Below are 15,006 nucleotides of genomic sequence, written 5' to 3'. Positions count from 1 at the left end.
CGTCGGGCGGCCGCGGGTCACAGGGACGGGCGGCAGCGCGTCGAGCGCAGGCCCCAGGGCGGGACCCAGCACCTGCCCGGCCCGCACCGCCGCCGCCGTCAGCGCCGGGGTGAGGTCGGCCCGGCCCCGGTCCTTCCACGCGACGACGAGCTCGCGCACCGGGCCGGTGTACGGCGTGGTGGCCCAGACCGGCAGGGGTCCGCGCCCGTCGAGCCGGTCGAGCCGCCCCGCGCCGTGCTCGCAGCGCCGGGGCCGGCCCAGCAGCCGGGACGCGCAGGCGTCGCACAGCGCGACGTCGAGGGCCTCGCACCCCGCGCAGGCCACGGGGAGCACGAGCCCGACGAGGTCGGCCCACCAGCGCCGCACGCCCGACCCGTCCTCGTCCTCCCGCATGCGGCGAGCCTGCACCGGCCCACGGCGACCCGGGACGCGCCGGGCCTGATGGATCGCGGAGGAGCGGTCCGCGACGGGCTGGGGGTGCGTCGTCGGCGTCAGCCGGGGAAGTACGGGTCCCGCACCCCGGTCGCGACCTCGGTCCAGCTCGCGTTCACGCCCGGGAGCCAGAACAGCCGCGCGTCGGACGTCGTGACGTACAGCGAGCGCTGCCCCTTGCCGCCCGCGATCGCGACGGCGTCCTCGAGCGCCGGCAGCGCGCGCGTCTGGCCCGAGAGCGGCACGAGGTGGTATGCCGCGCTCGTGGCGACGCCCGAGCGACCGAGCACGCCGAGCGTGGCGTCGTCGACCCAGACGAGCTCGGAGGCGTCGACGAGCGTCGCTCCCGTGCCCAGCGGCTCGCCGAGCTGCAGCGGGCTGCCCGAGGCGTCCCGCACGACGCCGGCCACGTCCAGCGCGAGCCCGTCCGTGCCGGTCGAGAGCACCGCGACGCGTGCGCCGTCGCGTGCGACGCGGACCGCCGTGACGCTGCGGCCGGCGAGCCACGGCGCGCTGACGTCGGCACGCTGGCCGTCCGCGCGGACGGCGGTCAGCGGACCGGCGGGACCGGGGCGGCCCGTCCACGTCCACCCGAGGCGGTCGACCGACGGCGCGAGCAGGCCAGGTCCCTCCAGGATCGTCGTCGTGGGCTCGTCGCCGACGCCGACGAGCACGAGGTCGCCCGCGTCCGACAGCGCCACGCGCACGTTCCCCCGCTCGTTGCGTGCCAGGTCCTGCACCTGGCGCCCCGCCAGGTCCGGGGGCTCGGGCAGCGGCACGAGCTCGCCGTTCTTGAGCTGGACGACCGTGTCCTCCGAGACGACCTCGAGCACCCCGTCGGTGTCGACGCCCCGGTCGAGCTCGGCGGCCGAGGCGGTGAGCTCGACCCCGCCCGCGGTGACCGCGACGGCGCGCACGCCGGGGATCGCGAGCGACGCCTCGATCTGGGCGAGCATGCGGGCGCGCTCCCCGGAGTCCGTGAGCGCGGCGGCCTCGGTCAGGCCGACGGAGGCGGTGCCGTCGGTCTCGTCCACGGGGACGGTCTCCGGCGTGAGCTCGACCCCGTCGGGGATCGCCGACCGCACCGAGTCGCGCAGCCACGGAGAGGGGCCCTCGAGCAGCTCGCCGACGATCGACGTCGCGATGTTGCGCAGCGGGAACCACCGCGTCTCGGGCACGAGGGAGGCGTCGTCGGGCGTGAGGAAGTAGAGGCTGGCCGAGCCGAACAGGTTCTCGAAGTTCGACTCGTCGAGCACGACCCCGTTCTCGAGCCCCGCGATGCGCCACTGGTCCGAGCTGTCCTGGACGAGGTCGAACGTGAACGACTCCTCGGCGTCGGGCGCCGCCTCGGCGTAGCGGCCGTCCGCGTCGATGCGCGCCGCGACGCTCAACGTCACCTGGACCTGCGTCTCGTTGACGACCGTGAACGTCGGGCTGCTCGACGTCGGGTACACCACCACGCGCTCGCGCGGCCGCCACGACGCGCGCGCGTCTCCGGCGAGGTACTCGCGGGCGGCCCCGAAGTCGCCGCCGCGGCGCGGGTCGCGGCTGAACCCGGCCTGGCTCGCCTTGAGGAAGCCCACGACGATCGCCTCGGGGTCGGCGTCGGGGGCGGGACGGTCCGCGAGCGGCACCACGGCGGGGCCGGCGTCGCTCACCTCGACGTCGCCGACCTCGACCCCGCCGGAGGTCGGCATCGCGACGCACGCGGACAGGACCCAGAGCACGGGCAGGGCGAGCACCAGCGCGGACGCGACGGCCCGGCGGCGCGTCGTCCGGGCAGCCGCGCGGGCCGTCGAGCGGGGCGTCGCGCTCATCGCGTCTCCAGACGGTCGGTCTCGTTCTCGTGGTCGGCGTCGTGGTGCAGGTCCGCGAGCTCGGGCAGGGCCGCGGGGTCGACGCCGTTCCTCTGCTCGCGCGGCGCGGCCTCCGGCGCGTCCTCGGGCTCGAGTGGCAGCGGTGAGGAGACGAGCCGGATGCCGGCGCGCCGGGGCAGCGTGAGCCGGAAGACCGCGCCCCCACCCGGCCGCCCCCAGGCCTCGAGCCAGCCGCCGTGCAGGTGGGCGTCCTCGAGCGAGATCGCGAGGCCGAGCCCGCTGCCGCCGATCGTGCGGGCCCGCGCCGGGTCGGCCCGCCAGAACCGGTCGAAGACGTGCTCGGCGACCTCGCGCGTCATCCCGACGCCGTGGTCGCGCACCGTGACCGCGACCGCCTGGGGGTCGCCGGCGAGCGTCACCTCGACCGGCGAGCCGTCGGCGTGCTCGATCGCGTTGACGACGAGGTTGCGCAGGATCCGCTCGACGCGCCGCGGGTCGACGTCCGCGACCACCGGCTCGGCGGGCAGCTCGACACTGAGCCAGGTCGCCCGGACCTCGGCGAGCTGCACGGCCTGGTCGATGACGGCGTTGACGGCGTCCCGGACGTCGCGCCGCTCGGCGTCGAGCACCGCGGCACCGGCGTCGAAGCGGCTGATCTCGAGCAGGTCGACGAGCAGGTCCTCGAAGCGGTCGAGCTGGGTCTGCAGCAGCTCGGCGGAGCGCTTGGCGGACGGCTCGAAGTCGTGCCGGGCGCCGTGCAGCACCTCCCCGGCCATCCGGATCGTCGTCAGGGGCGTGCGCAGCTCGTGCGAGACGTCGGACACGAAGCGCCGCTGCAGCGCCCCGAGCTCCTCGAGCCGGTTGATCTGGTCCTGCAGGCTCACGGCCATCTCGTTGAACGAGCGCCCGAGCGAGGCGATCTCGTCCTGCCCGCGCACGGGCATCCGCTCGTCGAGGTGCCCGTCGGCGAGCCGCTCGGCGACCTGCGCGGCGATCCGCACGGGCCGCACGACCTGCCGCGTGACGACCCACGTCATCGAGCCCAGCAGCACCGTGAGCGCGAGCGCGCCGATCCCGAGCACCCGCTGGAGGAACTCGAGCTGCTCCTGCTCCGCCTCCAGGCTGTACAGGAAGTACAGCTCGTGGATCCCCACGACGGGGAGCGTCACGGTCTCGCCCACGACGACGGCGGGCACCTCGCGCGTGGGCGTCCCCTCGGCGTCGGTGCCCACCTGCGGCCACGCGACCGACTGCCAGCGTTGACCCTCACCGCTCGCGGTCGCCTCGCGGAGCTCGGGTGAGATGAGGTCGACGAGCTCGTCGTCGGTCGCGCCCGCGGTCACGAGCTGCGAGGCGGCCGCCTGCCCCTGCGCCCGCAGGAGGAACACCTCGCGCTGCTCCGAGCCGCCCGTGCTCAGCGCCTTGGCGACGTCGATGAGGAGCTGCTGCACCTCGGACCCGGTCGACGCGGTCGACCCGGTGAACGAGCTCTGCGCCTGCTGCGTCCCGCGCGCGCTCTCGCGCAGGATCTGCTCCATGCGCTGCGCGAACAGCCCGTCCTGGATGCGGTCGGACAGGTAGGCCCCGAGACCGGCGAGCGCGACCAGGCCGATCGCGAGCGTCGTGACGACGACCCGCACCTGGAGCGACTCGCGCCACGCCCCGGCCAGCGCGCGCTCGCGCCGGGTCAGCCGCAGCCGCGCGAGCCGCAGCGCCCGGCGGGCCCGGAACGCGTTCACTGCGGGGTCGTGCCCGCCTTGTAGCCCACGCCGCGCACGGTCACGACGATCTCCGGCCGCTCGGGGTCCGCCTCGATCTTCGAGCGCAGCCGCTGCACGTGGACGTTGACCAGGCGGGTGTCGGCGGCGTGCCGGTAGCCCCACACGCGCTCGAGCAGCACCTCGCGGGTGAACACCTGCCACGGCTTGCGCGCGAGCGCCACGAGCAGGTCGAACTCGAGCGGCGTGAGCGAGATCTGCTCGCCGTCGCGCGTCACGCGGTGGCCCGTGACGTCGATCGTCAGGTCGCCGATCGCGAGGTGCTCGGGCGCGGGCTCGTCGCTGCGGCGCAGCCGCGCCCGGACCCGTGCGATGAGCTCCTTGGGCTTGAACGGCTTCGAGATGTAGTCGTCCGCCCCGGACTCGAGGCCCAGCACCACGTCGACGGTGTCGGCCTTCGCGGTCAGCATGACGATCGGGACGCCCGACTCGGACCGGATGAGCCGGCACACCTCGGTGCCGTCCTTGCCGGGCAGCATGAGGTCGAGCAGCACGAGGTCGGGCTGCGACGCGCGGAACACCGCGAGCGCGTCGTCCCCGTCCGCGCAGAACACCGGCTCGAGCCCCTCGGAGCGGAGCACGATGCCGATCATCTCTGCGAGAGCGGTGTCGTCGTCGACCACCAGCACACGACCCTTCATGCGCACATGATCGCACCGCGCGCCGGGCGCGTGGGCCACGCCCGGTGCGGCGTCACCCGTGCGCGCCGGTGCGGGGGTGCTGCGCCACGCGTGCGCCCTGCCGTGGCACGATGAGCCGGCAAGGCGCGGCACGAGCGCCGCACCGGTGCCTGCGCAGAACAGGGAGCGAGACGCGATGACGACCCCGCACGAGGACGCACCGGGACAGCCGGCACCGGGGGCTCCCGTGCCGCCCTCCCCCGCGCCGCCGGGCAGCCCCGCCCCGGCCGCGTCCGGGTGGGGCCCCGTGCCGGGGTACGCGCAGCCGACTCCGCCGGGTCCGGTCCCCCCGGGAGGCTACCCGGCGGGCGCAGGCGTCCCTCCCGCACCGGGTCAGCCCGGACCGGGCCAGCCGGGCGGGTACGGGCAGCAGCCCGGGTACGGCCAGCCGGGTGGCCACGGCCAGCAGCCGGGCTACGGCCAGCCGGGTGGGTACGGGCAGCCCGGTGGCTACGGGGCTCCCGGCTACGGCGCCCCGCCGCTGCCCCCGGCGGCGCTCCAGCCCGGGATCGTGCCGCTGCGGCCGCTCGGTCTCGGGGAGGTGCTCGACGGCGCGTTCCGCGCGGTCCGCGCCAACCCGCGCGTCATGTTCGGCCTCACGGCCGTCGTCGTGACGGCCGTCGTCGCGCTCATGTCGGCGGTCACCTGGTACCTCACGGGCATCCTCGCGGGCGCGCTCGGCGACGTGACCGGCTCGCTCGACCCCGACGGCACGCTGGGCCTGCGTGACCAGATGGGGTCGGTGCTCGCCGCCTTCCTCACCACGCCGTTCCTCGCGCTCGCCGCGACGATCCTCACGGGCCTGCTCATCGTCTCCGTCAGCCGCTCGGTCATCGGCCAGACCGTGAGCATGGGCGAGGTCGTGCGCCTCGCCCGCGGCCGCATCTGGCCGGTCGTCGGCTTCAGCCTGCTCGTCGGCGTCGTCTGGGTCGTCGCCGTCGCGGCGTACGCGGGAGCCCTCGCGGCGCTCGCCGCGAACGAGGTCTGGTGGGCCGTCGCCGTCGTCGCGATCGTCGGCGGGCTCGCGTTCCTGCTCGCCGGGTTCTGGCTCACCGTCCGCACGCTGCTCGTGCCGCCCGCGCTCATGCTCGAGGGCGGCCGGTTCTGGCCCACGGTGGCTCGCGCGTGGCGGCTCACGCGCGGCAGCTTCTGGCGCCTGCTCGGCATCTACCTGCTGGTCAACATCATCGTGCAGATCATCAGCCAGACCATCGCGGTCCCCGCGGTCACCGCGGCGATGGTCCTGTTCGACGACCCGATGATGACGTCGTTCGGTTCCATCGCGGTCAGCTCGGTCGCGCAGATCATCGCGCTCACGCTCACCACGGTGTTCTCGGCGGCCGTCGTCGCCCTGCTGTACATCGACGTGCGGATGCGCCGCGAGGGGCTCGACGTCGAGCTCGCGCGCGCGGCCGACGAGCGGGTCGCGTGACGCTGCTCGCCCTCGTGCACGGGCACGGCGGCGCCCTCCTCGCGAGCCGCGCCGCCGACGTCCCTGTCGAGCCGGGCGCGGACGAGGCGCGTCGCTGGCTCGAGCGCGAGCTGCTCGAGCCCGTGTACGACGACCGCCCGAGCCTGCTCGAGCGGATCCTCGACTGGGTCGGCAGCCTGTTCGACGACGTGCCCGTGCTCGGCCTCGACGGCCGGACGGCGGCGCTCGTGGTCGTGGTGCTGCTCGCGGTCGTCGCGGGCATCGCGCTCTGGGTCGCGGGACCCGTGCGCCGCGCCCGTCGCCCGGGTGGCGGCGGGGTCGTGCTCGGCGGGGACGACACGCGGACGGCCACGCAGCTGCGCGCCGCCGCCGACGCCGCCGCGGCCCGCGGGGACTGGCACGCGGCCGTCGCCGAGCGGTTCCGCGCCGTCGTGCGGTCGCTCGAGGAGCGCACCGTGCTCGACGAGCGCCCCGGCCGCACCGCGCACGAGGCCGTCGAGGCGGCGGCGTCCCGGCTGCCGTCGTCGGCCAGCGCGCTGCGCGACGCCGGGCGCCTGTTCGACGACGTCGTCTACGGGGACCAGCCCGCAGATCCCGCCGACGACGCCCGGCTGCGGGAGGTCGACGCCGCGGTCGCCGCGGAGCGGCCGCTCGGCACGCCGGCCGACAGCACCGGCGCGGACCGCACCCCGGTCCTCGCGGGTGACGGCCGGGGCACCGACCGGACCGACGGCGACGACGCACCCGGCGGAGGGGACCGATGAGCGCCGAGGCCCCCGTCGCCGCACCGGGCGGCGCACCCGGCCCGGTCGTCCCCCCGGCGCCCGCGGGCACGTCGACCGCGCCCTCCCCCGCGCCCGGCGCGGTTCCCGTGACGGTCACCGGCGACGGCTCGACCGCACGGTCCCGCGCGGGGTCCCGGTGGCGGCGGTGGCGCTTCCCGCTCGCCGTCCTGTCGCTGCTCGTGCTCGTCGGGCTGCTCGCCGCGCTCCCCGAGCCGCGCACGTCCACGGTGGCGCTCGCGCCCGACAACCCCGCGCCCGAGGGCGCCCGGGCGGTCGCGCAGGTGCTGGGCGACCAGGGTGTCGACGTCACGTACGTCCGCAGGACGTCGGAGGCGGTCGCCGCCGCTGACGCGGGCACCACGCTGCTCGTCACCGGCGACGCGCTGCTCGGGCCGTCCCAGCTCGAGGACCTCGCCGGGACCGGCGCCGACCTCGTCCTGCTCGACCCGACGGCGCTGCTCGACGAGGTCACGACCGCCGCGACGCGCAGCTGGTCGGGTGCGGACGACGGCGCGCCGACGACCCGGCTGGCCCGCTGCGAGGACCCGACGGCGGTGGCGGCGGAGGCGTACCGGTCCGGTGGGCCCGGCTTCACCGTGCTGGCGCCCGAGGCCGTGACGTGCTTCCCCACGGCGCCCGACGAGGTCGACTCGGGCGCCTACCTCGTGGTCGAGGGCGAGCGCCGGGTCACCGCGTTCGCCGACGGACGGTTCCTGCGCAACGACGAGGTCGTCGACGAGGGCCACGCCGCCCTCGCGCTGCGTGCGCTGGGCCGTCACGAGCAGCTCGTCTGGTACGTGCCCTCGATCGACGACTTCGGCGACGACGCCGAGCCCGCCGGCCCGGGGATCGGCGACCTGCTGCCGCCCGTCGCCCAGGTGCTCGCGCTGCAGCTGCTCGTCGTGGCCGCCGTGACCGCGCTGTGGCGCGGGCGACGGCTGGGCCGGGTCGTCACCGAGCCGCTCCCCGTGACGGTGCGCGCGGCGGAGACGACGCGCGGACGTGCGCGCCTGTACCGTCGGGCACGCTCGTACGGGCACGCCGCAGCGGCACTGCGGGCCGGGTCGGCCGCACGCTGCGCGCACCGGCTGGGCCTGCCCCGGTCGGCCGGCGCGCACGCCGTGATCGACGCGCTGGCCCAGGCCACCGGCCGGGCGGCCGACGAGGTCGCGGGGCTGCTGTACGGACCACCCCCGAAGGACGACGCCGGGCTGGCGCAGCTGGCCCGGAGGCTCGACGAGCTGGAGAGCGAGGTTCACCGATCGTGACCGAGGCACACCCCACCGAGCCGCGGCAGACCGCGGACGGCCCGTACGGCGCGCCGCCGCACACGCCGCTGGACCGGCCCGCCGACGGCGCGCCTCAGCCGGCCGCGGCCGAGCACGCCCCTCCTGCGGCGCAGCCGGCGCCTGCGCCTGCGCCGCAGCACGCCGCGGGGCCCGACCTCCAGAAGGACCAGCCGCCCGCGGCGCAGCCGCAGCCCCCGCACGCCGCCGCGCCCGCGCCGCAGCACCACGCGCAGCACGCCCCGCCCGCGCAGGCCGCCCCGACCGGGCCGTCACCCGAGCTGCGCTCGGCCCTCGCAGCCGTCCGCACCGAGGTCGCGAAGGCCGTCGTCGGGCAGGACGCCGCCGTGACGGGCCTGCTCATCGCCCTCCTGTGCCGCGGTCACGTGCTGCTCGAGGGCGTGCCGGGCGTCGCCAAGACGCTGCTCGTGCGCACCCTCTCGGCGGCGCTCGACCTCGACACCAAGCGCGTGCAGTTCACGCCCGACCTCATGCCCGGCGACGTCACGGGCTCGCTCGTGTACGACGCCCGTACGGCGGAGTTCTCGTTCCGGCAGGGTCCGGTGTTCACGAACCTGCTGCTCGCCGACGAGATCAACCGCACGCCCCCCAAGACCCAGGCGTCGCTGCTCGAGGCCATGGAGGAGCGCCAGGTGTCGGTCGACGGCACCCCGCGCCGCCTCCCCGACCCGTTCCTGGTCATCGCGACCCAGAACCCGGTCGAGTACGAGGGCACGTACCAGCTGCCCGAGGCCCAGCTCGACCGGTTCCTGCTCAAGCTCACGCTCCCCCTGCCGGAGCGCGACCAGGAGATCGAGGTCCTCCAGCGGCACGCCGCGGGCTTCGACCCGCGCGACCTCGCCGGGGCCGGTGTCCGGCCCGTCGCCGGCGTCGCGGTGCTCGGCCGGGCACGCGACGAGGTCGCGCGCGTGCAGGTCTCGCGCGAGGTGCTCGGGTACGCGGTCGACGTGTGCCGGGCGACGCGGCAGTCCCCGTCGCTCGCGCTCGGCGTCTCCCCGCGCGGCGCCACCGCGCTGCTCGCGACGTCGCGCGCGTGGGCGTGGCTGTCCGGGCGCGGGTACGTCACGCCGGACGACGTGAAGGCGCTCGCGCACCCGACGTTGCGCCACCGCGTGCAGCTGCGCGCCGAGGCCGAGCTCGAGGGGGTCACGACGGAGAGCGTGCTCGACACCGTGCTGGCCGCCGTCCCCGTCCCCCGCTGAGCCGGCCGCGTGGCGATCACCTGGCGGGCCGTCGCGCTCACGGCGCTCGGCGTCGTGGCGGTCCTCGTCGTGCCCGTTCCCGGGACGGTGCTGCTGTGGACGCTCGTGGTCGCGCTCGCGTGCGTCCTCGACGCGGCCCTGGCCGCTTCGCCGCGGCTCGTCGCCGTGCAGCGCAGCGTGCCCGCGTCGGTGCGGCTCACCGACCAGGTCCGCTCGGTGCTCACGGTCAGCAACGTCGGGACGCGGCGGCTGCGGGCGACCGTGCGTGACGCGTGGCAGCCGTCGGCGGGTGCGCAGGGCAACCGGCACACCGTCGACGTGCCGCCCGGTGACGGCCGGCGCCTGACGACCACGCTCGTGCCGACCCGGCGCGGGGACCGCCGCGCCGACCGGGTGACGATCCGGACCGTGGGACCGCTGGGGCTCGCGGGCCGCCAGGCGTCGCTCGACGTCCCGGGCGTGCTGCGGGTCCTGCCGGAGTTCGCCTCGCGCCGGCACCTGCCGAGCCGCCTGGCGCGCCTGCGCGAGCTCGACGGGCGCGCGGCCGTGCAGGTGCGCGGTCAGGGCACCGAGTTCGACTCGCTGCGCGAGTACGTGATCGGCGACGACGTCCGGTCGATCGACTGGCGCGCGACCGCCCGGCGCGCCGACGTGGTCGTGCGGACGTGGCGCCCGGAGCGGGACCGGCGGGTCCTCATCGTGCTCGACACCTCGCGGACCTCCGCCGCGCGCACGCTCGACGCCCCGCGCCTCGACGCGTCGATCGAGGCGGCGCTGCTGCTCGCCGCGCTCGCGTCCAAGGCCGGCGACCAGGTCGAGCTCCTCGCGTACGACCGCAAGGTCCGCGCGCGGGTCGTCGGCGCGAGCGGCGCCCGGCTCATGCCCGCGATGGCCGACGCGCTCGCCCGTGTCGACCCCACGCTCGTCGAGACGGACTGGCCGGGTGTCGTGGGCCAGGTGCGCGAGCGGCTCACGCAGCGCTCGCTGCTCGTGCTGCTCTCGGCCCTCGAGCCGGCGGCCGTCGAGCAGGGGCTCCTCGGGGTCGTGGGGAGCCTCGCCGAGCGGCACCAGGTCGTGCTCGCGGCGGTCCGCGACCCGGAGGTCGAGGAGCTGCGGACGGGCCGCTCCGACGTCGCCGCAGTGTTCGACGCGGCCGCGGCGGAGCGCGTCGAGCTCGAGCGGACCGCCGTCGCGGCCCGGCTGCGCCGGCGCGGGATCGAGGTCGTCGACGCCCTGCCCGACGACCTCGCGCCCCGGCTCGCCGACACCTACATCGCGCTCAAGGCCGCCGGGCGCCTCTGACCGGGCGCGCCGAGCCGTGGGCCCGGGTGTCGAGGACTGCCGGTAGCGTCGCCCCGTGCCCACTGCTCGCGCGCCCCGCACCACCGCCGACCCGGGGGCACCGCTGCTCACGCGCGCGGCCCTGAACCGCGCGCTGCTGGCGCGCCAGCACCTGCTGACCCGCGCGACGGTGCCTGCGGTCGCGATGGTGGACCGCCTCGTGGGCCTCCAGGCGCAGCTCCCCCGCTCCCCGTACACGACTCTGTGGTCGCGGATCGCGGGCTTCCGGCACGACGAGCTGTCCGAGGCGCTGCTGGACCGCCGGGTCGCCCGCATCGCGGTCATGCGGGGCACGATCCACCTCGTGACCGCCGACGACGCGCTCGTGCTGCCCGGGCTCACGGCGCCGCTGTACGAGCGCGACCTGCGCCAGAACGTCCTGCACGGCGCCGCGCTGCGGACCCTGGACCTCGCGGAGCTCACCGAGGCCGCCCTCGCCCTCGTCGAGGAGGAGCCGCGCCCGACGACCGAGCTCGGTCGGCTGCTCGCGGAGCGCTGGCCGGACGTCGCCCCCGGGACCCTCGCGTACGGCGCGCGCGGCACGCTCCCGCTCGTCCAGGTCACCCCGCGGGGCGTCTGGGGCCGGTCGGGCGCGACGACGTGGACGACGACCCGGGCGTGGTTCGGCGCGGAGCGCACGGCGCTCGCCCCGGACGTCACCGACCCCGACGTGCGCGCGGCCGAGCTCGAGCGGCTCGTGCTGCGCTACCTCGCGGCGTTCGGTCCCGCGAGCGTCGCGGACGTGCAGACCTGGTCGGGGCTCGCGGGCCTCCGGGAGGTCGTCGACCGCCTGCGCCCCCGGCTGGTGACCTTCCGGGCGGAGCCGGGGCCGGGCTCCGCCTCGGGCCGAGAGCTCGTCGACCTGCCCGACGCGCCCCGGCCGGACCCGCTGACCCCTGCTCCGGTCCGGTTCCTCGCCGACTTCGACAACCTCACGCTCTCGCACGCCGACCGGACCCGGGTCGTCTCGGAGGAGCACCGGCGTGCGCTCGCGACGAAGAACGGCATGGCGCCGGGGACCGTGCTCGTGGACGGACGCGTGGCCGGCACCTGGGCCGTCACGCGCGAGCGGCTCGACCCGGGCGGCGTGCGCGCGCGACGCGAGCTCGCGACGCTCACCGTGCACCCGCTCGTCCCCGTGGACGCCACGACGCACGCCGAGCTGGTCGCGGAGGCGGAGGGGCTCGTCCGCTTCGTCGCGGACGACGCCGCGGAGCACCGCGTCACCGTGGCGTGACGATCGGCGCGGCGCGGCGGTCGATCGGCGCAGGGGTCGATCGGCGCAGCGGTCCGTCAGCGCGGCGGTCCGTCGGCGCGGCGGTCCGTCGGTGCAGCGGTCCGTCGACGCAGTGGTCCGTCGGCGCGTCGCCGTCAGTCGGCGACGGCCACCGCGTAGCCCGCCTCGTCGGCGGTGAGGTCCCCGGTCTCGGAGTCGGCGACTGCCCGGCGCCCGAGCACGTAGACGTAGACCCAGAACGCCGCGAGCACGATCGCCCCGATGACGATCTTGAGCCACCACGGCAGCGCGGACCCGGTCACGAAGCCCTCGACGAGGCCGGACACGGCGAGCACGCCCACGAGCCCGAGCGCGACGGTGAACAGCGCCCGGCCCTCCTCGGCGAGCGCGCGGGTGCGGGTGCGCGGACCCGGCTCGACCCACGTCCAGAACAGCCGCAGCCCGGCGGCCCCCGCGACGAAGATCGCGGTCAGCTCCATGAGCCCGTGCGGGGCGATGAGCTGGAGGAACACGTCGAGGCTGTCGTGCGCGGCCATCATGCCGCCCGTCGCCCCGACGTTCACCGCGTTGCTCAGCAGCATCCACACGGGCCAGATGCCGCTGATCCCGAGCGCGACGGACTGCGCCGCGATCCACGCGTTGTTGGTCCACACCATCGCCGCGAACCCCGCGCCCGGGTCGTAGTACGACGCGAACGCGTTCTCCACGTACTCCGTCCGCTCGCTGGGCGTACCCATCGCCGCGAGCGCGTCGGGCTGCGTCGCGACCCAGACCCCGGCCACCACGGCCACGGCCACGCACGCGATCGTCACCGCGTGCGTCCACCACCGGATGCGGTAGAGCGCGGCGGGCAGCGACACCACGAGGAACCGGGCCGCGTCGCGCCAGGCGGGCTCGTGCGCACCCGCGATCAGCGAGCGGGCGCGGGCGAGCAGCTGCGAGAGCCGGGTGACGACCTCGGGGTCCGGCGCGCTCGACCGGACGGTCGACAGGTCGGTCGCGACCGCCTGGTAGAGGCGGACGATCTCGTCGGCCTCGGCGCCCGTGAGGCGACGGCGGCGCGTCAGCTCGTCGAGGCGCGCCCAGGACGGGCTGCGCACCGCGGTGAAGGCGTCGAGGTCCACGCCCGTTACCCTGCCACAGGATGAGGACGGGTCGAGGAAGGGACGCGGGATGAGCGACGGCATCGTCACGGGCGAGGGCGTGCTGCTGGACGCGCGCCCGACCTCGTTCGCCTCACGCGTCCTCGCGTCGATCGTCGACGTCGGCGCGCTCGGCGTCGCCGCGTTCCTCGTGCTGGTCATCGTCGGCCAGACGTCCTTCACCCCGAGCGAGGCGTTCGTGCGCATCGCCCTGATCACCACGGTCGCGACGGTCACGGTGATCATCCCCACGACCGTCGAGACGCTGACGCGCGGGCGGTCGCTCGGCAAGCTCGTCGCCGGCATCCGGATCGTGCGGGACGACGGCGGCCCGGTGCGGTTCCGGCAGGCGCTGATCCGCGCGCTCGTCGGTGTCGGCGAGCTGTGGATCTCGGTCGGGTCGATCGCGCTGATCTGCTCGATCGTCCACCCGCAGGGCAAGCGCGTGGGTGACCTGCTCGCGGGCACGTACGCGGTGCGGGTGCGCGGCAAGGCGCCCGCACGCACCGCGGTCTCGATGCCGCCGCAGCTCGCCGCGTGGGCGCACTCCGCGGACGTGCGGCGCCTGCCCGACGGGCTCGCGCTCTCGGTCCGCCAGTTCCTCGCCCGCACCGGGACGCTGCACCCCGCGTCGCGCGTGCAGCTCGGGACGCAGCTCGCGGTCGAGGTCGAGCGGTACGTCGCGCCGCTGCCGCCCGTGGGCACGCACCCCGAGTACTTCCTCGCCGCGGTGCTCGCCGAGCGGCGCGAGCGCGAGCACGCCGTCGGGCGGCGCACGGCGCAGCGAGCCGCCGAGGAGAGCGCGTTGATGGCGCGCCTCCCGCACGGCGTGCCGGACCCGGTGGACTGACCGCGTCGCCGTCAGCGCCCGGTCACCGAGAAGTGCTGGTAGTCGACGGGTGACGTCCAGTCCCCGCCCCACCTCCACCCGGCCGCAGCGAACGCGGTGACGACGACGTCCCCGGCGTGCACGACACCGGGCAGGTCGGGGCGGTCCGCGTACGGCTCCCCCTCGGGCGGAAGCACGAGCGTCCCGCGCACGTAGGGGTTCTCGCGCGGGTTGAGGTCGAGCGCGCGCCCGTAGGCGTGCTCGGACCAGCCGGTGCCGCGCGTGATCGCCCGGCAGTTGAACGCGGACGTGTTGTCCGCGGCCATCGACGCGTCGTCGCTCCCGCCGAAGTCGTCGACGAGGCGCATCGACCGGATCGGGTACCCGGCCTCGAAGAGCGTGCGGAACACCCCGACGACACCGTCGGCGACGTCCGCGTGCACCACGAGCTCGCCCGTGACCACGCCGCCCTCGAAGTCGTGGTGCGTGAGCGTGAGGTAGCGCAGGTCCTCGAGCGGCACCGGGCAGCCCGCTCGCCACGACGGCGCCATGCGCGCCGCGAGCTCGGGGCCGATCTCGCCCACGGTCGCGCCGAACTGCGGCGCGGGCGGTTCCGGCGGGACCGTCGGCGCCGGCTCGGGAGGAGACGGGGGCGTCGGCGTCGAGGTGGCCGGGCCGGCGCTCGACGGCGCGCCGGGGACCGGGTTGCTCGGCGCGGTGCTGCTCGCGGCTGGATCGCGCGACGCGGGACTGCCCGTGGCCGTCCCGCTCGCGCCGTCGGACGCACCCGGGGCGGCGCCGGTGCACCCGGCGAGCACGAGCGCGACACCGACGAGCGCCCCGGCCACCGACGCCGTGCGCGCTCCACGTGCGCCGCGCCCCCCGACGTCCCGCGCGGGCGCCGCTGCTCCCCCGTCCCCCATACGCCGATGGTGCCGGACCACGCCGCCGGTGCCCAGTCCCGCCCGGACCCGGGGCGCCGCACGCCGGACCGCCGCTCCCCCGGGCCGGTCCGGCGTCCGCC

At 76.5% G+C, this 15,006-nt stretch carries 12 protein-coding genes; 7 read left to right on the top strand and 5 right to left on the bottom strand.

Annotated elements, in window-relative coordinates:
* Positions 1-491: 491 nt before the first annotated feature.
* Genes NXY84_RS07240 through mtrA form a run of 3 tightly spaced genes read right to left on the bottom strand, consistent with a single transcriptional unit; the run spans position 492 to position 4,668 of the window.
* Positions 492-2,249 carry an LpqB family beta-propeller domain-containing protein gene (locus tag NXY84_RS07240; RefSeq protein ID WP_258726437.1) on the bottom strand — a complete coding sequence of 586 codons (1,758 nt, stop codon included), beginning with the start codon at positions 2,247-2,249 and terminating at the stop codon, positions 492-494.
* A complete protein-coding gene (mtrB, locus tag NXY84_RS07235) occupies positions 2,246-3,988 on the bottom strand; it encodes an MtrAB system histidine kinase MtrB (protein WP_258726436.1) in 1,743 nt (580 codons plus the stop codon). The genes NXY84_RS07240 and mtrB overlap by 4 nt, the downstream gene beginning before the upstream one ends.
* Positions 3,985-4,668, bottom strand: a complete 684-nt coding sequence (gene mtrA / locus NXY84_RS07230; RefSeq protein WP_183295763.1) for an MtrAB system response regulator MtrA — start codon at positions 4,666-4,668, stop codon at positions 3,985-3,987. The genes mtrB and mtrA overlap by 4 nt, the downstream gene beginning before the upstream one ends.
* A gap of 175 nt (positions 4,669-4,843) precedes the next feature.
* Here mtrA and NXY84_RS07225 point away from each other — a divergent pair, with 175 nt between their 5' ends.
* Genes NXY84_RS07225 through NXY84_RS07200 form a run of 6 tightly spaced genes read left to right on the top strand, consistent with a single transcriptional unit; the run spans position 4,844 to position 12,011 of the window.
* A complete protein-coding gene (locus NXY84_RS07225; RefSeq protein WP_258726435.1) occupies positions 4,844-6,139 on the top strand; it encodes a glycerophosphoryl diester phosphodiesterase membrane domain-containing protein in 1,296 nt (431 codons plus the stop codon).
* Entirely contained in the window at positions 6,136-6,903 is a 768-nt protein-coding gene (locus NXY84_RS07220; protein ID WP_258726434.1) for a DUF4129 domain-containing protein, read from the top strand. Before NXY84_RS07225 ends, NXY84_RS07220 begins: the two co-directional genes overlap by 4 nt.
* The gene (locus NXY84_RS07215; protein WP_258726433.1) at positions 6,900-8,192 is read left to right on the top strand and encodes a DUF4350 domain-containing protein; all 1,293 of its coding nucleotides are present in this window, start codon (positions 6,900-6,902) and stop codon (positions 8,190-8,192) included. The genes NXY84_RS07220 and NXY84_RS07215 overlap by 4 nt, the downstream gene beginning before the upstream one ends.
* Positions 8,189-9,433: an AAA family ATPase gene (locus NXY84_RS07210; RefSeq protein WP_425322230.1), complete on the top strand. Its 1,245-nt coding sequence runs from the start codon at positions 8,189-8,191 to the stop codon at positions 9,431-9,433. Before NXY84_RS07215 ends, NXY84_RS07210 begins: the two co-directional genes overlap by 4 nt.
* Before the next feature lie 9 nt (positions 9,434-9,442).
* Positions 9,443-10,735 carry a DUF58 domain-containing protein gene (locus NXY84_RS07205; protein ID WP_258726432.1) on the top strand — a complete coding sequence of 431 codons (1,293 nt, stop codon included), beginning with the start codon at positions 9,443-9,445 and terminating at the stop codon, positions 10,733-10,735.
* A gap of 55 nt (positions 10,736-10,790) precedes the next feature.
* Complete coding sequence (locus tag NXY84_RS07200) at positions 10,791-12,011, top strand: winged helix DNA-binding domain-containing protein (protein ID WP_258726431.1); 1,221 nt, start codon at positions 10,791-10,793, stop codon at positions 12,009-12,011.
* A 134-nt stretch (positions 12,012-12,145) separates the two neighbouring features.
* Here NXY84_RS07200 and NXY84_RS07195 read toward each other — a convergent pair whose 3' ends face one another.
* The gene (locus tag NXY84_RS07195) at positions 12,146-13,135 is read right to left on the bottom strand and encodes a stage II sporulation protein M (RefSeq protein ID WP_258726430.1); all 990 of its coding nucleotides are present in this window, start codon (positions 13,133-13,135) and stop codon (positions 12,146-12,148) included.
* A gap of 49 nt (positions 13,136-13,184) precedes the next feature.
* Here NXY84_RS07195 and NXY84_RS07190 point away from each other — a divergent pair, with 49 nt between their 5' ends.
* Positions 13,185-14,003: an RDD family protein gene (locus NXY84_RS07190; protein WP_258726429.1), complete on the top strand. Its 819-nt coding sequence runs from the start codon at positions 13,185-13,187 to the stop codon at positions 14,001-14,003.
* 11 nt (positions 14,004-14,014) lie between these two features.
* Here the strand turns inward: NXY84_RS07190 and NXY84_RS07185 are convergent, their stop codons facing one another.
* Complete coding sequence (locus NXY84_RS07185; protein ID WP_258726428.1) at positions 14,015-14,905, bottom strand: M15 family metallopeptidase; 891 nt, start codon at positions 14,903-14,905, stop codon at positions 14,015-14,017.
* Positions 14,906-15,006 lie beyond the last annotated feature (101 nt).

The organism is Cellulomonas sp. NS3, assembly GCF_024757985.1.
GTDB lineage: Bacteria > Actinomycetota > Actinomycetes > Actinomycetales > Cellulomonadaceae > Cellulomonas_A.
The sequence above is the reverse complement of the archived record's forward strand: the minus strand, read 5'-3'. Positions and strand labels throughout refer to the sequence as shown.

Coding starts and splice junctions, on each gene's coding strand:
- NXY84_RS07240 (WP_258726437.1), bottom strand. CDS start 2,249: ATGAGCGCGACGCCCCGCTCGACGGCCCGCGCGGCTGCCCGGACGACG.
- mtrA (WP_183295763.1), bottom strand. CDS start 4,668: ATGAAGGGTCGTGTGCTGGTGGTCGACGACGACACCGCTCTCGCAGAG.
- NXY84_RS07225 (WP_258726435.1), top strand. CDS start 4,844: ATGACGACCCCGCACGAGGACGCACCGGGACAGCCGGCACCGGGGGCT.
- NXY84_RS07215 (WP_258726433.1), top strand. CDS start 6,900: ATGAGCGCCGAGGCCCCCGTCGCCGCACCGGGCGGCGCACCCGGCCCG.
- NXY84_RS07190 (WP_258726429.1), top strand. CDS start 13,185: ATGAGCGACGGCATCGTCACGGGCGAGGGCGTGCTGCTGGACGCGCGC.
- NXY84_RS07185 (WP_258726428.1), bottom strand. CDS start 14,905: ATGGGGGACGGGGGAGCAGCGGCGCCCGCGCGGGACGTCGGGGGGCGC.